General features: G+C 37.9%; 17 protein-coding genes and 1 pseudogene. 2 read left to right on the top strand and 16 right to left on the bottom strand.

Features of this window, described 5'->3' with window-relative positions; all coding sequences use genetic code 11:
• Positions 1-2: 2 nt before the first annotated feature.
• The 9 genes and pseudogenes from BUB48_RS07255 to BUB48_RS07215 form a co-directional block, all read right to left on the bottom strand.
• Positions 3-1,049 carry a V-type ATPase subunit gene (locus BUB48_RS07255; RefSeq protein WP_073025582.1) on the bottom strand — a complete coding sequence of 349 codons (1,047 nt, stop codon included), beginning with the start codon at positions 1,047-1,049 and terminating at the stop codon, positions 3-5.
• On the bottom strand, positions 1,037-1,399 hold the full coding sequence (locus BUB48_RS07250; RefSeq protein ID WP_073025581.1) for a hypothetical protein: 363 nt from the start codon (positions 1,397-1,399) through the stop codon (positions 1,037-1,039). The genes BUB48_RS07255 and BUB48_RS07250 overlap by 13 nt, the downstream gene beginning before the upstream one ends.
• A gap of 241 nt (positions 1,400-1,640) precedes the next feature.
• Positions 1,641-4,193, bottom strand: a complete 2,553-nt coding sequence (locus BUB48_RS07245) for an ABC transporter permease (protein WP_073025580.1) — start codon at positions 4,191-4,193, stop codon at positions 1,641-1,643.
• 1 nt (position 4,194) lies between these two features.
• Positions 4,195-4,893, bottom strand: a complete 699-nt coding sequence (locus BUB48_RS07240) for an ABC transporter ATP-binding protein (RefSeq protein ID WP_408631044.1) — start codon at positions 4,891-4,893, stop codon at positions 4,195-4,197.
• Between the two features lie 52 nt (positions 4,894-4,945).
• Positions 4,946-5,863: a sensor histidine kinase gene (locus BUB48_RS07235; RefSeq protein ID WP_073025579.1), complete on the bottom strand. Its 918-nt coding sequence runs from the start codon at positions 5,861-5,863 to the stop codon at positions 4,946-4,948.
• A gap of 2 nt (positions 5,864-5,865) precedes the next feature.
• Entirely contained in the window at positions 5,866-6,546 is a 681-nt protein-coding gene (locus BUB48_RS07230) for a response regulator transcription factor (RefSeq protein ID WP_073025578.1), read from the bottom strand.
• A 233-nt stretch (positions 6,547-6,779) separates the two neighbouring features.
• The gene (locus BUB48_RS07225; protein WP_073025577.1) at positions 6,780-7,283 is read right to left on the bottom strand and encodes an SEC-C metal-binding domain-containing protein; all 504 of its coding nucleotides are present in this window, start codon (positions 7,281-7,283) and stop codon (positions 6,780-6,782) included.
• Between the two features lie 182 nt (positions 7,284-7,465).
• Positions 7,466-7,798, bottom strand: coding sequence for a PCC domain-containing protein (locus BUB48_RS07220; RefSeq protein WP_073025576.1), 333 nt, complete (start codon positions 7,796-7,798; stop codon positions 7,466-7,468).
• A gap of 20 nt (positions 7,799-7,818) precedes the next feature.
• Positions 7,819-8,178: pseudogene (locus BUB48_RS07215) on the bottom strand (dihydrolipoyl dehydrogenase); the annotation flags it as partial.
• A gap of 126 nt (positions 8,179-8,304) precedes the next feature.
• On the opposite strand from BUB48_RS07215, the gene BUB48_RS07210 reads away from it, so the two are divergent.
• Positions 8,305-9,561 (top strand): amidohydrolase, encoded by a 1,257-nt coding sequence (locus BUB48_RS07210; protein ID WP_073025574.1) that lies wholly within the window; start codon positions 8,305-8,307, stop codon positions 9,559-9,561.
• A 14-nt stretch (positions 9,562-9,575) separates the two neighbouring features.
• Here the strand turns inward: BUB48_RS07210 and BUB48_RS07205 are convergent, their stop codons facing one another.
• From BUB48_RS07205 to BUB48_RS07175, 7 genes are all read right to left on the bottom strand, one after another.
• On the bottom strand, positions 9,576-11,921 hold the full coding sequence (locus BUB48_RS07205; RefSeq protein ID WP_073025573.1) for a beta-propeller domain-containing protein: 2,346 nt from the start codon (positions 11,919-11,921) through the stop codon (positions 9,576-9,578).
• 172 nt (positions 11,922-12,093) lie between these two features.
• Positions 12,094-13,722: an L-glutamate gamma-semialdehyde dehydrogenase gene (gene pruA / locus BUB48_RS07200; protein ID WP_073025572.1), complete on the bottom strand. Its 1,629-nt coding sequence runs from the start codon at positions 13,720-13,722 to the stop codon at positions 12,094-12,096.
• A 27-nt stretch (positions 13,723-13,749) separates the two neighbouring features.
• Positions 13,750-14,178, bottom strand: a complete 429-nt coding sequence (locus BUB48_RS07195; protein ID WP_073025571.1) for an Lrp/AsnC family transcriptional regulator — start codon at positions 14,176-14,178, stop codon at positions 13,750-13,752.
• A gap of 177 nt (positions 14,179-14,355) precedes the next feature.
• A complete protein-coding gene (locus tag BUB48_RS07190) occupies positions 14,356-15,729 on the bottom strand; it encodes a tryptophanase (protein WP_073025570.1) in 1,374 nt (457 codons plus the stop codon).
• A gap of 240 nt (positions 15,730-15,969) precedes the next feature.
• Complete coding sequence (locus BUB48_RS07185) at positions 15,970-17,667, bottom strand: methyl-accepting chemotaxis protein (RefSeq protein ID WP_073025569.1); 1,698 nt, start codon at positions 17,665-17,667, stop codon at positions 15,970-15,972.
• A gap of 112 nt (positions 17,668-17,779) precedes the next feature.
• The gene (locus tag BUB48_RS07180) at positions 17,780-19,138 is read right to left on the bottom strand and encodes a sigma-54 interaction domain-containing protein (protein WP_073025568.1); all 1,359 of its coding nucleotides are present in this window, start codon (positions 19,136-19,138) and stop codon (positions 17,780-17,782) included.
• A gap of 267 nt (positions 19,139-19,405) precedes the next feature.
• A complete protein-coding gene (locus tag BUB48_RS07175) occupies positions 19,406-20,581 on the bottom strand; it encodes a M20 metallopeptidase family protein (RefSeq protein WP_073025567.1) in 1,176 nt (391 codons plus the stop codon).
• 165 nt (positions 20,582-20,746) lie between these two features.
• Here BUB48_RS07175 and BUB48_RS07170 point away from each other — a divergent pair, with 165 nt between their 5' ends.
• Positions 20,747-22,816, top strand: a complete 2,070-nt coding sequence (locus BUB48_RS07170) for a sigma-54 interaction domain-containing protein (RefSeq protein WP_073025566.1) — start codon at positions 20,747-20,749, stop codon at positions 22,814-22,816.
• The last annotated feature ends 142 nt before the right edge of the window (positions 22,817-22,958 follow it).

The following is a 22,958-nucleotide window of genomic DNA, read 5'->3' as shown; positions in this document are numbered from 1 at the left end:
CCTTAATGAATATTTTTTATCAGATATTTTTTGCCTTCATCTTCCGGGACATCATATCTTATTATTTCTATAATCGATATAATATCTCTGGCTTCAAATTCAAGAAGCAATATATAGGCTACCACATTGATGATATTCATGTTGGTATTCCGGTCAATCTTTTGAAGATAATAATAAATATACCTATGCATTCGCCTGTCCATATATATATCAATGGTTTCATCGTTTTTAAACAAAAAACCATAGCGAGTCTCTCGTGCTTTGTCCAGAAACTGGGATAGACTGCTTTGGTAGCACAACTCCTTAATCTTCCTGAAATTAAGCCTGTTGTAGAGATTTATAGTATAGTTCAATAGCAACTGAGGTTCTATATTATAAAACTTCTTACCTCTGTATATCCATTGAATATTTAGCACATCCCCTATGGTGCCGAAGACATTCCTAATGGTTTCCTGATCTGCAGGCGACAGCTTATCCCATTCCTTTTGCAATATGCTGTAATATGCCATATCAAGGGTCATTTCAAAACGAAAAAGGTTTTCTCCCCTATTATCATCTAGCAAGGGGATAGTATACTTACCAAAAGCGGTATCTTTCAAAGCAATAATTATATCCCTCACCGACTTTGCATCCAGAATCTTGCTTGGTTCTGCTTTGCTGTATTTGCCAACGAAAACATTGTCTTCGTAATTTTCAATTTTCCCTTTCTTGTAGACTTCCCTGGCCAAATCTTTTAGATCTTCTATCTCATATTTAGCGAAGAAGGTATTTATAAACTCCTTATAGCTTCCGCTATAGTAATGTATTATCTTATCGATGTTGTAAATTATATTCTCCTTTATATGCCCTTCCAAAGCTCCCCTTTGTACCGTTTCCACATCTACATCTGCGAGGAATCTTCCATAGCTGGTTTTCTCCTTCAGATAACGTGCACATTCTGTTATAGATTTTGCATTCAAAAGATTTATATAATCATCATCATTAAGCATTTTGCTTTCCATGCCTTTAACCTTTGTGGCAACTGCTCCATGTATTCTTATGGCATCCATTTGCTACCCAACTCCATGCCGAAGATTTTATATATGGTCTGGCTCAATACTTCATCTTTTATCTCGTTGTATCTTCTCTCTAAATTTCTGAGAGCTGACAGTTTTTCTTCTTCTATTCTCTCTGCTTCTTTCTGAGCCTCTGCTATTGCATCATCAATATATCTCCTTGCATTAGCCTTTTCATCTTCCAACTGCCTTTTTAAGTTTTCTATCTCCATTTTATATTTTTGCTCAATAACATTAACTTCTATTTGTCTCTTTTCATTCATTTCAGAAGCTATATTGTCAATGCGAACCAAATCCTTCAGTATTTCTTCTATTTTATACTCCATAGAATCACCCACTTCCATATGCATTACTGCTTTTCTACCCAATAATTTTCATTATGGTACTGAAGTTATCAAAAGTCAAAATCAATAAAATTGAAACCATCTTCAAAAAACTTCAAAATTTACATTGCTCATTAATTACAATTCCCAATATAAGCTTTAATATGCCATTTTCATTGTTTCTCAAAGTTTGTTAGTAAAAATAGCCCTCTAAAGCTATACAAGCTTAGAAGGCTTTATATTGTCATTTACTTAATAATTCTTATTCAATTTCTCTCAACCTTTGTACCACAGTATCCTTAGAAATGCTTCCATATACATTGATTGGCAAAACACAGGCCAATAATATAAGTATAGGGAAACAGATTATAAAAGGAGCAAAGCTGAATCGGTAGGTATATGCAGCACTGTTCTTGGTCACGGCATTTACACTATAATAACTAATACCATAACCCATTGTCACAAAAACAAACATAGTTAACACCATATAATATAGGCTCTCCAATACAAGCATCTTTTTGCTTTGCCCTGCTGTCATACCTATACTCTCGTACATGGCAAGCTCGTGCTTCCGGGAAAAAATATTGGTTATTGTGGTATTGACAAAGTTCAAGATACCAATGAGCAATATGACGGCACACAATGTGAAGCCAATCAGTGCTGTTTTCTGATTATCGCTTTTCAGTTCCTCGATGTAGTTATTCCTAGAGCGAAAATCCACTTCTGAGTTATTTTCAAGCATCATACCAATCTCTTTTTGCAAGTTGCCAACAGCAGCTTCATCCGCTATAACCGTTGCTGACATAATATCTGGGTTTGATAGCTTTTCAAACTCAGTTGAGGGAAGATAGGCAGAAAATCCAGGCCATGTTATGAAGTGGGCGCTTAATGAATTGAGTTTTCTAAAGTCTACCTTTCCCATAACTTCATAGGTTCGTTTTTCTCCATCCTTATCATAAAAAGATAATGTGACCATATCTCCTGTCTGTAACATGTCATCTCTGTCATATCCAATCAGAATATATTTTCCAGACAGAAATTTCTCACGGTCAAAGCTTCCTTCCAACATGTTTTCTTCCAGCTTATCCAGCCAATAGCTATCAAAACCGTATATCTGAGATACCATCTTGTTTTCGTAACCATCTGAAATGTTTTTTTCGATTATTTCCTCAACTTCTTCCTCTGCCAAAGATGGTTCGTCGGCCAGCAACTCTTCTCGAAGATGTTCCTTAAGCACGTCTTTGATTTTCCCTTCCACAGGAGTAAAACCGTTTCCATAATAGACCCTGGCAATGTTCTTAACTCCTTCCAGTTTACTTATATCCGTCAGCAAATCTTCATTTAATGTATAGCTTGGTACATAAGGCTTGACATGGTTGAAATAATCTGTATCGGCAATGAGAAAATCACCGTTAATATAGCCTTGCAGAAACTTATTTATATCAAAACTTCCCACTACAGTATAAACTATATTAAATAGAACCAATCCTACAGACAAGGATGCAATTACAACGGACGCCTTTTTCCTGCTGCGAAAGATATTGGACCAAGCCATACGGTATATTCTTGCCCCTTTTTTCCCTCGTTTCATCTTTTTAGGGGAAACTGCGGCAAAGACTGTATATCTCACTGCTTCTATAGGACTGATTTTACCTGCTTTCTTTGCAGGTCCATGACAGCTTATAAGTACCGTAATAAGTGAAAGCGCTGCTCCAAGCAAGAATATCCATAGATTTGGATGTGCAGGCATATAATCGATGTTCAGAAAACCAAGCAACACAGGTATTAGCACAATACCCAGCAAATAACCGAAAATCAGGCCTACGGGAATAGCTATGATGCAAAGCATAAATGCCTGAAAGTTGACAATTCTCATAAGCTGCTTTTGTGTTGTACCAACGGTTTTCAGCAGCCCATAGTAGCGCACATCCCGCATTACTGAAATATAAAAAATATTATAGATGAGAAGATAGCCGCTTACCAGTATAATGGCAATAGCCAATGCCATTGCCAAGATGATTCCAGAGTCCATATTTCCTCTATGGTAAGCACCGTTATAGACAATGCCTACCATATCAGCATCAATTCCCGTATCCGCCAGTATAGTATCAACATTTTCTTCAAGTTGCGATAGTTTTCCATTTATATTTGCAGTCATCATGGTGACACCATAATACCCCTTCCCCAAACGCGTTTCCTCAGGATTCACACCTTCAAGAATCTTGTCTGCCAGTATATCGGATATATACATGATTCCATATGGATGGAGGTTTATATCATCATCCCAAAAACCACTGACTACAAAATCCATACTGTAAGGAGTCCCTGCCACTTCAAAATCCAAATGGACTTCCTTCCCCAATTCTCTCGGCAGATTCATAACATCAAGAATCCAGCTTGTTAGGGCAATTTCATTTTCCTCCTTAGGAAGTTGACCTGTTGTAGGCATGCTAAATGTAAATTTGGCAAAATTCTCATCGGCTGTATGTATCTCTCCTTGTTCTTGACGGAAGACACCTTCCGTAATTACTGTAATCAGTCTTGACAAGCCATATTCCTCAATGAGAGGATGTTCAGCCACAGCCTTTGCTTCATCTTCAGTCAAATATTGAAAGTCCACCTCCGTACTACGCCCATATTTTCGTATCATCATTTCCTGCATGCCGTCGGAAAGACTTATCCCTATAGTAAACACCGCAGTAATGAGAACGGTGGTAAGCACTATGGCAATGATTCCGAAAATGTTCCGACTTTTATTGGCAAGAAAGCTTTGTCTTGATAATTTCCATATTGCAGCTTGGTTGTTATTTCTCATATCATATCCATCCTTCCATAGTAACTATTTTGCCATCTTCAATTCGTATAATCCTATCTGCAAGCTGAGCAATTTGCTCATTGTGCGTAATCATCACTATAGTTTGATGGAACTTAGTAGAAGTCATCTTCAATACACCCAGAACATCCTGGCTGCTTTTTGTGTCCAGATTCCCCGTTGGTTCGTCTGCAAGAAGAATAGATGGCTTTGTTGCAAGAGCCCTGGCAATGGCTACACGCTGCTGCTGTCCTCCAGACAAATTATTAGGGAGATGGTTTTTCTTTTCTGACAACCCCAATGTTTCTATTATATTTTCTACATAGTCCTGATCTACAGTGTTGCCATCTAGTTCTATAGGAAGAACGATGTTTTCATATACGTTCAATATTGGGACAAGATTATAGCTTTGAAATACAAAGCCTACATTCCTACGTCGGAAGATTGTCAGCTGTTCATCAGTCATTCCTGAAATATCCTTTCCTCCGACAATAACCTTTCCATCTGTAGGTTTATCCAATCCTCCCAGCATGTGAAGCAAAGTACTTTTTCCTGATCCTGACGTACCTACAACTGCTACAAATTCTCCTTCTTGTACCTCCAAATCAACACCATCCAATGCCTTAACAACATTTGGCTCCTTCCCGTAATACTTTTTTAAGGCTTCTGTTTTTAATATTACCACTTCATTTCCCCCTTTCATTACATAGTTCATCATAAAGGACAGTTCTTACAGACTCCTAACAAAAAACAATTTATTTCTTACAGTTTTGTAAAAACATTGAGAATGTGGTATATTGCCCTGGTCTAGAATCTACGAGAATATATCCGCCTTGTTTTTCCAATATCAGAGATGCTAGGTAAAGACCTAATCCTGCTCCGTCTATCCCCTTTGCATTTCTTCCTCGATAAAATCGCTTAAAAACAGAATTCCACTCATCAGAAAAGATGCCTATGCCATGGTCTGTGATATTGATTTTTGTATAGATAGGAAGTTTTTCTATTGATATGTTTACTTCACCGCCTATGGAAGAGTATTTGATGGCATTTTCCAGAACATTTGCAATGGCCTCGCGGGTCCACTTCCGGTCATTGAGCAGCATAATATCATCAAAGTAGGTGGTTTCAATTGAAATGTTTTTTTTGACCGATGCTGCATATACATCGCTGACGCTTTCAGAAATTGTTTGCTTTATGCCGGCAGGAACAGGATTCAGTTCAATAGCTCCCACTTCCAATCTGGACATTTTGACAAGGCTATCCATCATCCATTGGAGTTTTTCCGTTCCCTTTTTTATGCGATATAAAAATTCTTGCCTCTCATCTTCTGTTATGCGTCCTTCCAGCACCAAATCAGTATACATGGTTACGCTGGATAGGGGTGTTTTCATTTGATGAGACATATCAGAAATAAAGCTTTGTATTATTTCTTTCTCATGCTTGATTTGAGAAACATCCATTATATTCATCTCAGCAATTCTAAGAGCTTTATGCCCCAACTTGGAAAGTCTGCTGTCTTCCATTGTTTTCAATGATATATCCGTTTTTTTGGCTAATATGCTGTCTAATACATAATCAACATCATCAAAGGTCTTTTTTACATATCTGTAGCAAAAAAAGACAGTAATGAGGCATAAAGAAACGGAAATTATAATAGCAATTATTGGGTCCATCTCTATACCCCTCCTGTCCATATGTAGCCAATGCCATGAATGGTCTTAATGGTTTTTGGATTTCTTGGGTTATTCTCCAATTTTGCACGCAAGCGGCTGATATTAACTGCAAGGGTGTTTTCATCTACAAAGTTTCCTTCATTATCCCATAGAGAAGCTAATATCTGTTCCTTAGACAGTACTTGTCCGGCATTAATCATCAATAAATTGAGGAGTCTATATTCTGTTGAGCTTATAGGTATTTCTTCGTCTTCTTGATATAACTTGCATAAATTTAAATCCAGCCTATATTTGCCTGAAACAATTATATTATTCCTTTCAGTATCCATGCGTCTAAGCAGAGCTTCCACTCTTGCCCTTAGAATGGATAAAGAAAATGGCTTGGTAATATAATCATCAGCTCCGGCCATGAGACCGGACACCTCATCTGTTTCCAGATCACAGGCAGTAAGCATGATAATGGGAACGTTTGAATTTGCTCGGATTTCTTTGCATAGATCCATGCCATTTCCATCAGGCAGCCCTAAATCCAATATTATAAGATCAATCTTGTGCCCCTTTAACATCCTTTTTCCATCTTCAATAGTGCCTACCGAAATAACATTGTAGCCATCCTTTTCAAATATAAAGCTAATACCACGGATTAAACTTTCGTCATCTTCCAGTATCAAAATGCTCTTCATATTAAACCCTCCATTCTAGTTTGTCCCCTTCAAAGGCAGGTATTATTTCTTTTATATGTCCTTGGGGATTTTCCTCTTTCAATGCCCTTCTGTACTATTATATTACAATTATATGAACTGTAATGGATGGACACAAGTAAAAGAAAAGAAAGGCTTCAATCAGAAGCCTTTCTTCAACTCATTATTGATTTTACCACTCCATATGTCCATTGTCTTCTCATGTCTCGGCTGGCTTATTTGTTTGCGCCGCAGCACTTTTTATATTTCTTTCCGCTTCCACAGGGACATGGATCGTTCCTGCCCACTGTATCTCCTTTTATAACTGTTCCTGAAAGCCTTTGCTTTTTAGTTATTTCTTTTCTCTTTTCCTCGGTGAGAATATTGTCCCACTGGGGCAATGTATAGAGCCATTTTGCTTTGGCTGCCAACATGTTATAGTAGAGCTCTTCTACATTTATATCCAATTGGACATATGAATCTTCTTCCAGCTCCTCCAATTTGTTGGGTTCCTTGAGGCTTGAGTTTATACCGTCCAGAAACCCGGTAAAGTGAAGCACATCTGTGCCATACTTTTCAGCCAATTCCTTTACTGTTCCTTTTACCACTTCATTTGGATTGGTTAGAAGCTTTTCATATATGCCCTTCTCAATGTCAAAGTATTCTTTCCAGAACTTCTTTTGCACATTTGGATTGTCGCCTTTATAGGCGGTTTCTCTCCATGTTTCTAATAAACTCATGTTACGACTCCCTTGCTTTGTAATTTTTACCCTAATATTATATTACAAAGAGGAGTTGTTTTCAATTATGTTATAATACTGCACATCCTATCTTGCTTTAAATAATAAGAAACCTGCATCTTCATCATAGACTCTGTGATTTTCAACCTTATCTATTACGTGAATTATTATTTCTGCTGTGACTAAAACATCATTACCACTATCAATAAAATGTCCACCGATAGCCCATCTTTATCATCCAGTCCTACAAGCCCTTGCCCAGCCAGTATTTCAAGAAAACCACTCAACATAACAGGTTCGCTGTAAGTTATACCCATATTTGATTTTTTGTCCTTTATCGTATATACAAATCTTGTGCTTTTCAAGCTCCCTTCTATACCAACTATATACCCATGTTTTACTCCATAGGATTTGCAAAATTCCTTGATGCCCATAAGCAAATCCATATCTTTAGGTATCCTTCCTGCTAAGGTTCTTTTTATATCTGCATCTTTGGAGCATTTCTTCACATTCATGTCACACCTCTAAAGCCTGGTTATGCATTCACATTGTGAATTGCTTCATTTTTCACTGCTAAGGCTGCTTCCTTAATGGATTCTGATACAGTAGGATGGGCATATATTGTAGATATGAGTTCGTCTACCGTTGCTTATAATTTAATCGCTAAAGCCGCCTCTCCGGTCATATCCGTAGCTCTTGGTCCAATAATATGGACTCCCAGAATTTCACCATATTTCCTATCTGCGATTATTTTAACAAAACCCCATGTTCCATTGCATATAATGGATTTGCCATTGGACTTTGCTTCTTCTGTCATTCCTACAGAAGCGATTTCAGAATTGGTATATATACAGGAAGGTATTACTTTATAATCCATCCTATCTTTTATACTCATTTAAATGTTCATCATTTCTCCTTTTTTTATTTCAGTCTGTTAGTATTCTTATACCATCAATGTTATAATTATGTTATAACAGTATATCTTTTATAGTAAGTTTAAATACCCATATGGAGGTCATAGATGGATAATAAATATCAGAAATTAATTGATTGGCGAAGAGAGTTTCATAAATGCGCAGAAACAGGATGGCTGGAATTCGAAACTACAATAAAAATAATCAAGTATCTAAGATACTTTGGCTATGAAGTAAAGTATGGCAAGGAAATCCACGGAGAACGAATGGGACTTCCTGATATGGATATCATCAGAAAGCACAGAGAAACTATAAAAGAAGATGCAGATTTTGATATATCTGAAATATTGGATGGCTATACAGGAGCAGTTGCCATATTGGATACCCATAAAGAAGGACCTGTAATAGCTATGAGGTTCGATATTGATGCAAACGCCATAGAAGAAAGCAAGGATGAAGACCATAGGCCAAATAGGGAAGGCTTCGCATCAAGAAACACAAATGCTATGCATGCATGCGGTCATGACGGCCATATAGCATTGGGACTTGCTGTTGCTGAAGAGCTAGTGAAAGAAAAACACCATCTGTCAGGAAAATTCATTTTGATTTTCCAGCCTGCAGAGGAAGGTGTACGAGGCGCAAAAAGCATAGTTGAATCAGGAATGTTAAAAGATGTGGATTATTTAATATCAGGACATATAGGATTGGGAGCCGAAAAAAATGAAGTTGTGTGTGGCACCACTGGATTTCTAGCTACTTCTAAGCTGGATATATACTTTGAAGGAAAACCAGCCCATGCAGGAGCCAATCCGGAAGCGGGCAAAAATGCATTGCTTGCAGCTTGCAGTTGTGCCTTGAACCTCCACACTCTAACCCAGTTCGGAAGCGGAATGAGCAGACTTAATGTGGGAGTGCTCAAAGCAGGAACAGCAAGAAATATAGTTCCCCATAAAGCATATATGGAAATAGAAACAAGAGGAGAAAACGAAGATGTCAACAGCCTTCTTCTTCAGAAGGTGCATTATATCATAGAAGGCAGTGCCAAATCCTTTGATGTGAAGTTCAAAATCGTAGAGTCAGGGGGAGCACCAGCTTATAATAATTGCGACAAAAACTTTATTGATGAATTAATTCAAGTTCTGACGAAAAAGAACATAAAAGTTACAACAGGAAAATCACTGGGAGCTTCCGAGGATATTACTCATATGATGAATGAAGTGGAAAAAAACAGGGGCAAATCTGTATACCTAATGTTCGGTACCAAATTAGCTGCCCCCCATCACCATAATAGATTTGACTTTGATGAAAGTGTTTTAAGCTTGGCATACGATGCTTTCTTGGAAATCATAAGGAGTCTTCTGTAGCAGGCCAAAGGAGATTATCTCTGGGGTATCTCAAGTTGGCCCTTTAATTTCAGGCTGTTAATGTCATTTGCCTTTATCATTCCTTTGGATATTGTATATAAATCATCATTGATGTAGAGAATTCTCTCTACATTTTTGCTGCTGTCATACCAATAATCTCCTGCTTTCATATATTCATCATCGGTTATATGAGTAATTTTGCCTTTAAGCTTGAATCCTTCCTTTAAGTCTATATTATAAACATACGCTCCCTGAAATGTAAACTGACCATATCTGGGTACCATGTTTGCATTGTTCTCTTCATCTTCTTTTACCTCTGCTACAGTAACAGGAAAAGCCATTAAATTCCTTTCCTTTGAGAATAATAATGCTTTATGGTTATTCAGCAGTTCAGATGTTGTACCTCTGTCCCCGATCTTTTCTACAAAAAGCTCTTTGGGATTAGCCATATCGCTTACATCGAACATGGCTATTTTCATGCCCAGATAATATGCAGTGGTTCCTATTTCATTGCCATGAATATCTTTGTGCACCACTTCCACAGTATCTTTGCCGAATCCTATTATGTGGTTTTCATCGTAGGGATGGAGGTAATCACTGTAACCAGGTATCTTTAATGCTCCTAATATCTTTGGAGATTTAGGATTCTTCAGATCTATTACAAACAACGGATCTACAGTTTTAAAGGTCACCATATATGCCTTGTCACCCATGAACCTCACTGAATAAATTTTTTCACCGGGAGCTATGTCTTCTATGGTGCCTGTAATATTCATAGCCTTATCTAATATATAAAGATTGTTTTTGGATGTATGTTCGTCATTTCTCCATATCTCTCCCTTGGTGGTAGCTATACGAAAATAACCATTATATTCGTCCATAGAAAATTGGTTCAATATTTCCCCAGGTACTACACCCTTACCTATACATATAAGTTTTCCTTCATTCATTGCAAACTTGTATATAATTGATTCTTTGTCCCTATAATCATCCTGATTTTGAGGATTTGCAGAATCATATATTACAGGATTGTTGCTCTTCTTTTCTGTTCTTATCAGTGCTACATATAGATTTTCTCCAGATGCATAAATATTATGACCTCCCCCCAGATAAGTGGATACATTTACACCTTCCTTGGGTTTTCCCAAATCCACTCCGGCAACTATTAGGTAATTGGCAGATATGCAATCGGGAAAGTAGGCAATTTTTTCATAGGATATGTTTATGAATTTTTCACCTAGCGCAGTATCCCTATAAGAAGGAGTGAGGTTCTCCTGTCCGGATCTCATTATGTGATAATAGTTGCAACTTCTGCTGGATACAAGATAAAGCTTATCTTCTATTTTTCTGGAGGAGATATAGCTCCCTTCCACTTCTATTTCCCTGGACTTTTTTATGTCCCTTTTATCCTTAATATCATATTCTATGAGCTTTACGGTACGGGAGGAATAATAGGATGGTAATTTAGATATTCTTTTTCCTCCAGGGATAGTATCAGATATGAGAAGATTGCTGTAAGAATGGCCTATTACCACCATCCTCTCTTCATCTACATAAAGTTCCGATGGATAAAGATTTTCTTCTTCCATATCTATTACTTTTACTATTTTCATTTCATTGGAAGGATATATTTTTGAAATAACTATCATATTATTATTCATTTGATATAGATACTCACCATCTGTCTTAACCACATCTGCCTCATCAACCCCCTGAACCTGCACATTTGTAGTAGAATAATCCCCTTGACCGGATGTGACTTCATTAGAAATGTTATTAACTCCCGCATTTGGTGCTGTAGTTGCTTCAGCAGATTTCTTCGTCTTTACAACAGGAATATCAAATGAACCTCTTGTCATCTCCTCTTCAATGGACCCGGCATAATCCGGCTCTTGATCCAGTACTGCCTCTTTCAAAAGTTTTTCAAGATTTTCCGCTGTGTCTACCGTGGGAAGATTTACAGGTTCTTGATCCATGACGGTAAAGTTCATTTTCAAATTCTCCCCAATAGAATTACCGTTTCTGTATTTCACATTTTTGCTTATATATAGAGTATAAGTCTCGCCTTTAACATATTGTGTGACAGGTTTGATAATTATAATCTTTCCATCGGAGCCTATGCTTCTGTCTATGGGTACCTTTGCCCCTTTTGAATTTTTTACACATATATTGCTTACGTTTATTGTATTGGCTGCAAGTGGTTCATCAAAAGGCACTTCCAATGTTTCATCATTATAAATTTTAATATGTGGGAGTTCTCTATATGTCTCTTCTTTAGCAAAAACTATGGAGCATAGGACCATAGAGACTATAACTATGAGAATCATAATATTCTTCATGGGATTCTCTTTATCATGCACGTTCAACCACCCCTTCAAAACCTTTCTTTTATCTTAGACTTCATAGTCTCTATGATTGTTCCCTGCATAACATAAATTCAAAAGAAAGAACCGTTGAAGCAGTTGTTATGAAAAGAAAAGGGAGTGCAGCTACCCGTTTAAGGCAGTTTTTCCCGACTCCCTTTTATATGCATTATTCCATATTGCTCGGATATCTATAATCAGTTACGCAATTGAGATTTTCCTTAATAGTTCTCGGACTCATCCAACGAAGCAGATTATACTTGCTGCCTGCCTTATCGTTGGTTCCTGATGCTCTGGCTCCTCCAAAGGGCTGTTGTCCCACCACAGCACCCGTAGGCTTGTCGTTTATATAGAAGTTACCAGCATTGTGGGTTAATTCCTCCTCAAGTTTTGCAATTGCATATCTGTCTCTTGCAAATATTGCACCCGTTAAACCATATGGAGAAGTTTTATCACATATCTTTATTATATCTTCAAAATCTTCGTCTTCATATACATAAACCGTAATAACAGGACCGAATATTTCCTCCACCATGGTTTTGAAGTATGGATTTGTGGTGGCTATAACCGTAGGTTCCACAAAATAACCTACTGAATCATCACAATTGCCACCAATAATGATTTCTGCTTCATTGGATTCTTTTGCATAATCTATGTATCCTTTTATGGTATTAAAGGCTTTTTGATTTATTACTGCTCCCATGAAGTTGCCGAAATCTTCTACATCGCCCACTTTTATTGTCTTTATATCTCTCACAAGTTTTTCCTTAACTTCCGGCCAGATGCTCCTTGGTATATAGGCTCTGGAAGCAGCTGAGCATTTTTGTCCCTGGTACTCAAAAGCTCCTCTGATCATGGATGCAACCAATGCATCAATATTGGCAGAATTATGAGCAAATATGTAATCTTTGCCTCCTGTCTCGCCAACCAGTCTAGGGAATGTCCTGTACTTATCCAGATTATTGGCAACATTCTTCCACATAGTCCTGAAAACCTCTGTAGAACCGGTATAATGAACTCCTGCCAAGCTCTCATGTGACAACACCATATTTCCAATAATTCCTCCACTGCCGGGGATAAAGTTAATTACTCCATCAGGAAGGCCTGCTTCCTGAAGAAGCTTAAATACCATGTAAGATGAATATACTGCGTCGGAAGAAGGCTTCCATAGTACCACATTACCACATATGGCCGGTGCGGTAGCCAGGTTGCAGCCTATGGCAGTAAAATTAAAGGGAGATACGGCAAATACAAATCCTTCAAGAGGTCTGTATTCCATCCTGTTCCAAGTGCCTTTTGCAGACATAGGCTGTTCGCTATATATTTCATAAATGCATCGGGCATTATATCTTAAAAAGTCTATCATTTCACAAGCCGAATCTATCTCAGCCTGAATAAAGGTCTTGCCCTGACAAAGCATTGTGGCAGCATTAATCCTTGCCCGCCAGGAAGTGGAAGCTAATTCTGCCGCCTTCATGAATATTGCCACCCTGTGCTCCCAGTGAAGCTTTTCCCACTCTCTTTTTGCTTCCAAAGCCGATTGGATAGCCATTTTTACTTCAGCTTCTCCAGCCATATGATATCTTGCGATTACCTTTTTGTTATTATGAGGTATTATGCATTGACCCATGTTTCCGGTTCTTACTTCTTTGCCGCCGATTATCAAAGGTATTTCCAGCACTTCTTCCTTTAAAGATTGAAGAGCCCTTTTTAGCTCCATCCTTTCCTTGCTTCCTGGCATATAATCAAGAACCTTTTCATTTTCAAATCCCCATATTTTCGATATTGAGTTAATCATACTTTAATACCTCCCGATTCTATAATTTCATTTTTCCGAAAGAATCAACATAGTAAAGGTCTCTATGACGCCCTGAATTTTCAAAACCTCATCATGCAGTAAAGTGATTTGGGATGTCTCTTCTGCTCTTATTCTCAACATGACGCACCACTGTCCGGTAATCCTTAAACATTCTTCAATATCCAGACCCTTAACCTTTATGTTCACTATTTCATCCATAAGGCCATTAAAATCAGAAGTTTTTACGTTTATGAACACCAAAGCTCTAAGGGGCTGTCCTGCTTTACTCCATTCTATGTCTGTCCTATACCCTTTTATGACCCCTGCCTGCTCCAGCTTTACAACTCTTTGATGAATTGCAGGTCTGGATAAGTTAAGCCTCTTGGATAACTCTTCGTGAGTTATTCTTCCTTCTTTCTCTAGTATCCTCAATATTCTAATATCTATATCATCCACCCAACCACCTCCAATTACTATTATATATCTATACAGGTATATTTCTACATATAGTTTTTAATTTTAATTATTTTTTACTATTAGTTATTTTTATAGATTAACGAATAGTAAAAATACAGTAAAAACAGGTTACTGAATAATTCCAGTAACCTGTTTTCCGTTAATGTACAAGACTTACTATTTTACCGGTCTTAGTCTTGCTGTAAAGTGTCTCAATACCCTTGGCTCATATTCTATTTCAACGCCTTTTATTTCCGATGCTCTATCCAACAATGCTATGAGAGAATCAGCTATATAGTCCATATGGCTGTTGGTGTATACTCTTCTTGGTATTGTAAGCCTCATGAGCTCCATATCTGCCTCTCTCTGCTCTCCTGTCTCAGGATCTCTTCCCAGCAGGAAGGAACCTATTTCTACAGCTCTTATTCCGCTTTCTATATATAAAGCATTTGCCAAAGCCTGAGCCGGGAACTGATAATATGGAATATGCGGCAAGAATTTCTTGGCATCTACGAATACAGCATGACCTCCTGGAGGTGTCTGAATTGGCACTCCACCATCCATAAGCCTCTTTCCGAGATATTCTACCTGGCTTATTCTGTATTCCAGATAGGCTTCATCTATACCTTCATATAATCCTATTGCCATAGCCTCCAAATCCCTTCCTGACAACCCGCCATAAGTCGGGAATCCTTCATAGGGAACTACTGTAGATCTGGTGTTTAAATAAAGTTCTTCGTCATCTTTGATACCAACAAGTCCGCCTATATTTACTATAGCATCCTTCTTTGCGCTCATAGTGAAGCCCTCTGCGTAAGAGAACATTTCGCGAACTATTTCTTTTATGGACTTGTTTTCATATCCCTTTTCTCTTGTCTTTATGAAATAAGCGTTTTCAGCATATCTAGCAGCATCTATGAATACTCTTATGCCGTATTTTTTGCATATTTCACTTACTGCCTTAATATTGGCCATGGATACAGGTTGGCCTCCGGCACTGTTGCATGTAACTGTTATGATCAGGAATGCAATATTCTCTGCTCCTCTGTTTTTGATATAGTCTTCTAATTTTTCCAGGTCAAAGTCTCCCTTGAAAGGATAGGGTGTTGTTGTATCGAATGCTCTTTCGTGTATAAGATTAACTGCACGTCCTCCAGCCAGTTCGATATGAGCCATGGTAGTATCAAAGTGCATGTTACCCAATACATCCTGGCCCTTCTTAATCAACTGCGGGAAGAATATCTGCTCAGCACCTCTTCCTTGATGGGCAGGTATGATATATTTGTAGCCGAATATATCCTGAGCTGCTGCTTCTAATCTGAAGAAGCTTCTGCTACCTGCATAGGATTCGTCTCCCATCATTATTCCAGCCCACTGCCTGTCGCTCATGGCACCTGTACCACTGTCAGTCAATAAATCTATGAATATATCGTCGGATCTTAATGAAAAGGGGTTGTATCCTGCCCTCTCTAAAGCCTTGATTCTTTCTTCTCTCGAAATAAGTTTTATAGGTTCTACCATCTTAATTTTGAAAGGTTCCGGTTTTCTCATTTTTTTACCTCCTTTTAATTATACTTATTTATGTTTATTGCAAAGAGTATGCCAGGTAAATTCTTGCACATGCTCCTATGAACATGTTTGAACCAGCCGTCTAGAGATATGTCTATAACATTGATGCATTAAACATTAAAGCAAATTGTATCATTATGATACATATACATTTTTTAACTGTTTCAGAAAAAGACACATAATTCTTCAAATCGTGAATTATGTGTCTTTTTGTTACACTTTTTAAATTTTGAATCGGCTTATTAATTCTTTTAGCTTTAAAGCCATTTCCTGCTGCTCTTTGGCAGACTTTACTAAACCCTCTACTTCTTCAACACTTTCGCTTACAGTACCGTATATCTCTTCGGTTCCTGCCGCTGATTCCTCAGCAATAGCGGATACATTTTGTATGGAACCACTAACCTGTTCTATAGATTCTCTCATTGTTCTTACAGCAGATAGTATCTCGTCAGCCATCTTATTTATAAACTCTGCATCTTTGCTATACTGATCACCTGTATTCATCAACAGTTGGTAGCTTGGTTTCATTTCATTGGATAAGAATTCAAGAAGTTCACTTGAACCCACGGAGAGATTTTTGAAAGCCGCTTCTACTTTCTCTACAACACTATGTATTTTACTTACGGCTTCGCTTGACTGCTCAGCAAGCTTCCTCACTTCATCAGCAACTACCGCAAAACCTTTTCCTGCTTCTCCTACCCGTGCGGCTTCTATGGCCGCATTTAATGCCAAAAGATTGGTTTGAGCCGCAATATCCCCTATAGAATCAGCCATTATCCTTACTTCATCAACTACCTGCCCTTGCTGTATAGCTTTTTCGATTACATCATATTTCTCTTCATAAAGAACATTGCCTCTTTCCATGGCATTAGCGGATTCATTTTTTATAGCGACAGCTCTTTCATGAATTTCCTGCGAAGATTTTCTTGCTTCTTCTGCTCTAGTTTCAAGCTGGATTGCAGCACTTGATATTTCTTCTATAAAAGCATTGACTTCCTCAGTGGTAGCACTTAATTCCTCTGCTCCTCCTGTTATTTCTTCCACTGATTGATTTATACCTTTCATTCTTGTAGAAACTTCCATGATTGTAGCTTCAAGCTTCTTAGTTTCACTGGCAACCAACTCAGTTGTGTCATTTACTTCTGAAATCAAGCTTCTAAGATTTGAGACCATCTTATTAAAGGCAGTTCCTATTTTACCTACCTCATCCTTGCTCTTAATCTGCAATTGGGAGGTCAAATCACCTTCGTTATTTGATAGCTCTGTCATTTTATTTGATATATCGGTAAGCCTGGAGATTTTCCTGCTTAAAATGACAAAAGTGAATAGTACGAATGCTACGAGTAATGACGAGGTTACAACAATTATTGCGAATAGATAGTCCGTTTTAACCATTATTTGTGATGTGTAGGCTTTAGCTTCTTCATTTATTTTATTTTCAAATAACTTTAAATAGTTATTCAAGGTGGTTTTGGTTGCATCGTAGGAAGATCCAGTAACTAAAGCCAGAGCCATATCCTTTTCCCCGTTTTTATACATCTCTATGGCTCTCATTTCTGTATCAGTAAGCGTGTTATATACTGACATTGCACTTTCCAAGTGCTTCATACTATCCTTAGAAATATCCAATTCCTTCAATCTATTTAGTATCTTTTCTCCGGTTTTTGCTTCATTTACTTCTGTCATATAGTTTCCATAACTTATTTCAAATCCATATTGAACATAAGCCCTGGCTGCATCAGTTTTTTCCTCTGCACTATCGATTAATGCCGTTGCCAGTCTCTGTATTTCTGCTTGTCTGTCTACTGCAAATCGTTCTTTTTCAATTGCTGTGTTAAAGTAGTATATGCTTCCACCGTTTAGCAGAGATAGAATAATAAATATGAATCCCATGAATTTTAACAGCTTTGAGATGTTCATAGTAGTCACCTCCAATATAGTATTGCTATTACATATTTTATCACACAGATACATAAAACACCATATTTAGACAGATAATGGCCTAAATTTATAATATTGGTTTTTTAAAGCATTATTTTATATCAAAATTCTTCATTTTCCTATACAAAGCCGCTCTTGATATATTCAAGACATCCGCTGCCTTCGATTTGCTTTTATATTTATCCAGAGCCTTTCTTATGACATCGGCTTCCACTTCTTCCATGGTAGGGAAGTGGTCCTGATATTGCAAACTAAGCTGACTGCTGCCTTTTGGAGCTTGCTCAGTTACATAGAGAGGAAGATCCTTTTTGGAAATGATTCCGTCTTCATCCATTACCACAGCCCTTTCGATTATGTTTTCCAGTTCCCTTATATTTCCTGGATAATCATAACTATTGAGTATCTTCAGGGCGTCTTCTCCCATCCTCACATCTCTTCCTATTTTTTTGCCCATCTTGCCGAGCATGTTGTCTATATAATATATAATATCTTCCTTCCTCTCTCTCAAAGGCGGAATATATATCTTTATGACTTCAAGCCTGTAATACAAATCTTCCCTGAACTTCCCCGAAGCCACCAGCGATCTGAGATCCTTGTGGGTTGCTGCTATAATTCGCACATCCACAGGAATTATCTTATTGCCTCCAACCTTTATTATCTCTTTGTTTTGAATGACTCTCAGTATTTTAGATTGAAGAGCAATATCCATATCGCCTATTTCATCCAGCAAAAGTGTTCCGCCGGCAGCCATCTCAAAAAAGCCGGGATGTCCTCCTTTTCTTGCGCCCGTAAAGGCACCTTCCTCATAGCCAAAAAGTTCACTCTCAAGAAGATTAAAGGGTATGGAAGCGCAATTGACCACCAAAAAAGGCTTGCCCTTTCGTGGACTGTTCTTGTGCACAAATCTAGCCAATACTTCTTTTCCTGTTCCGCTTTCTCCCTCTATGAGAAGGTTTGAGTCAACCATGCCAGCTTTTAAGGCATATTTCATTACTTCCTTCATGGCCTGGCTCTTTCCTACCACCAGGTCGCTTTTATTCTCATTTACTTCATGCAGCTTTTCATAAAGCTGTTTTATGGTAGTATTGGCATACTCCAACTTATCGTTGAGTTTCTTAATCTCGGTTATATCTCTGAATATGGATATGACGCCAATGATCCGTTCACCATCCAATATTGGTACTATATTGGATATGACGGTGGCGTCATATACATGGGTAGTTATGTCTACCAACTTTTTCCCTGTTTCCAATACTCCAAGCATACCAGAATCAGGCACCACATCCTGCACATGCTTGCCTATGAAATAGCTTTTGTCCTTCCTGGTTATCCTGGTATTGGAGTTGTTTACATAGACAACGATGCCTCTGTGATCTATTATGGATATACCATCATGAAGACTTTCAAATATAAATTCTTTATCCTTTATTATCCTTTCCAGCTTGGTCATAGCATCACCCGATATTCAAATTTCTAATTATTAGTATAATATATCGGCATAAGGATGTCTATTTAGCTTTATTAAACTATATGCTCACAACTCTTATTAACATTTCCTAATCTTAACCAATATGTAGTTCATCTTCTATCCCAGTTTATATATTATCTCTATATTTATATATAATCTGCAAAATTCTTATAATATTTAAGCACTCTTGATGTAAGCTGATGCTTATTCAAAGAGCGCTTCATTTTGTAAAGATATTCTAAATTGGGTTTATCGATGATTTTTCAACCAACTATAGGCACAATGCGAAAACAACGCTGCGCCAAGAGGAAGAACGTCTTCATTAAATATTACTTTAGGATTGTGAGAACCACCCTTATGATACTGGGGATCCTCGCCACCAGCCCCTATACCGAAAAATACAGATGGAACGGCTTGTGTAATCAATGCAAAGTCTTCAGAACCCATTTGTTTGGGAAATGGAATCAACTGATCTGCAATCTCGCTCATATATCCTCTTAATTCCAATGCTAGGATCTCATTATTGACAGTTGGTGCAATGCCGCTCACATATTCCACCCTACACTCGGCACGATAGGCCTTCGCCGTTAGATCCGCAATTTCCGTCAGACGTTTTTTAACAAAGTCCCTTACATCTTCTGAGAAAGTTCGAATACTTCCTTTCATAACAACTGTTTCCGGAATAATATTGTAGGCATCTCCTCCGTTAAAGGACCCAATGGTTATTACCACAGGCTCCTGGGGATTAATTTCTCTGGCGAGAACCTCTTGCAGAGCTATATGAATATGGGCGGCAACATTAATAGGATCAACTGCATCCTGAGGTATTGCACCATGTCCCCCTTTACCGGTGACAGTTATACGAAACAGATCAGACGAGGCCAGAATAGGACCTGTACCCCAATATATCATTCCCACATGCAAATCACCAGGAAATACATGGAGTGCCATAGCTGCATCCACCTTTGGATTCTCCAGAATGCCTGCCTCCAACATGGCATTGGCCCCCTCCAGTTTTTCTTCGCCTGGTTGAAACATCAATTTTACAGTGCCTTCAAGCTCTCCTTCATACTTTTTTAATATTTTTGCCGCACCTAATAGCATTGCTGTATGGATATCATGTCCACAAGCATGTGCACAGCCATTGGATGATGAAAATTCCAACCCGCTGTCTTCTATCATCGGAAGAGCATCCATATCTGCACGTAATAAAAAAACTTTTCCTCCTTTTTTTCCACCTATGGTGGCAGTAACTCCACTTTTACATATTTCTTTCGGTTCAACACCAATTTCAGTCAATTTTTTCTTTACAAAGTCAGTGGTCTTAGGCAAATCACTTCCAATCTCAGGTATTTGATGCAAAAACCTGCGATTGGAAATCAGTTCTTCTTTTATTTGATTGGCGCTTTCTAAGAAATTCGGCATACTTACACAACCTTTCTTCTAGATAATAAGATCTAGATTCAAATAAAAGCAAAATTAATGCCAATATCTTAGAACAATATCCGGTTATGCTTGACATGAGTATTTATACATCAAATAATAATAGTAAGTTTAAAGTCACCCTATATCGTAGAAAGGAAGATTCTTATGCAAAAACAGATAGCCCTTATCACTCTGGATTCTCAAGCAGTATACTTTTATGCATTGCAGTTAAAAGATTTGTTCGGTGACATTATTAAAATAGATACTTATAACATTCAAGACGGTACCGCCCGTTCTATTCGAAAAGCCGATTTATATGTGGTTTCCACAGATGCCTTTGATAGCATTGAAGATATCAACAAATATATCCCCTTGGACGGGAACATAGTAGAAATTCGAGTCACTTTTACCAAACAAAGTTTAAAGGAGTTATTATCCCTGCCAAAAGGAACTAAAGCCATGTTCGTAAACCTTAGCAGCAAAATGGCCATCGAGGGAGTAACGCGCCTTAACCAGTTGGGTGTAAACAATATTGAATTTGTCCCTGTATATCCTGATATGGAGGAGTTCCCAAAACTAGATTTTGCAATCACTCCCGGAGAAAAAAGATATGTACCTTCCTTCGTCACCAGAATTATGGATATCGGACCCAGAGTATTAGATGCCGCAACCATTGTAGAAATCGCTTTAAAACTTAATTTAGAATATTTTTTGGAGCAAAACAAGTTTAGAGATTATTTCAATTCTATAGCGGATAACAGCTACAACTTCGATCTCCTGTTCGGCCGTTCTATAAGATTGGAAAGCCAATTTGAGATTCTAATAAACATCCTCGACGAAGGAATTATAGCAATAAATGATGAAGACCGCATATTCGCCTATAATCCTAAAGTAGAAGAGATCCTAGGCATAAAAAAGAACTTGGTAATGAACAAACCGGCAAAAGAAGTTCTTCCCTTTATCCCTTTTGAGGAATGTCGCAAGAATTTATATGAAATTAAATCCCGCCTGATTAAAGTCATGGATACAGATATCAGTCTCACAATAACACCAGTCATAAGAGGAAATAAATATATAGGCGCTTTTGCCTTGCTAAAACGTTTTACGGACGAAGAATATACCCAGCACAAACTGAGAATGCAACTTTTGAACAAAGGTCACAAAGCTAAGTACGTATTCAGCGATATCACAGGAAACAGTCCCCCTATAAAAAAGGCCATCGATATAGCCAAAAAGATGGCTGCAACCAATGGTTCAATTTTGATTACGGGAGAAAGCGGTACAGGAAAAGAGCTTTTTGCCCACGCCATTCACAATCATTCTCCCAGAAGAGATTATCCATTTGTAGCTATTAACTGTGCAGCCATTCCGGACAACCTGCTGGAAAGCGAATTGTTTGGCTACGAGGAAGGCGCCTTCACTGGCGCAAAAAAAGGCGGCAAGTTGGGACTTTTTGAATTTGCCCATAAAGGAACATTGTTTCTGGATGAAATTGAAGGAATGAGTGCAGATTTACAGGTAAAGCTCCTTCGTGTGATACAAGAAAAAGAGGTGTTGCGGGTAGGTGGCAACAAAATTATCAGCGTTGATGTACGTATTATTGCAGCAACCAACGAAAATCTCATGAAACTAGTAGAAAACGGTACATTTCGCAAAGATTTATATTACAGGCTTAATACCCTCCCCATCGAATTGCCTCCTTTAAGAGAAAGAGGTGATGATATTTTATTGTTATTGAATAAAATAAAATCTGATCTGGGAGGTAAATTTGTTCTTTCCAAGGAAGCAGAAGACATCTTTATGAAGCACAATTGGAGCGGCAATGTACGAGAGTTGCACAATTATGTAGAATATCTTACCTACATGAATATTCCGGTAGTGGAGTATGATGATCTTCCTCCTGCTCTAAAAAATAATACTTCTTCATTAAACAAGGACAATATGGATGAAAAGGAAAAGGCCGATTTTCAATTAATTTTGAAGACCATAGGCAGCCGTGAAGAAGATTATCGTTTCATCCTATCACAACTTTATGAAGCATCTAAAAACGGTACATCCATAGGTCGCAAAGCTATTTCAAAACAAGCCGAAAGACAAGGCATTCTTCTAACAGAGCAAGAGGTGCGAGGATTGCTTTTACAAATGGACAGCTTTAAACTTGTAAAAATCTCAAAAGGGCGAGGTGGCAGCAAGATAACAAAAAAAGGTATTCGTTTTCTTGAGCAATTGGGATAAATGGCTAATATGGTTAAAGTTTTATGATTTTTAACCATTTAATACTTCATTGGATATCTTTCTCTTAATAATTATCTCAGAAATTTTTTGAGTTGTCTGGCAGGGAAACTCACAATCCCTGCCAATTTGCATTTGGCATCCT

Source organism: Lutispora thermophila DSM 19022 (assembly GCF_900142105.1).
GTDB lineage: Bacteria > Bacillota > Clostridia > Lutisporales > Lutisporaceae > Lutispora > Lutispora thermophila.
This window is presented reverse-complemented; position numbering and strand designations above follow the sequence as displayed.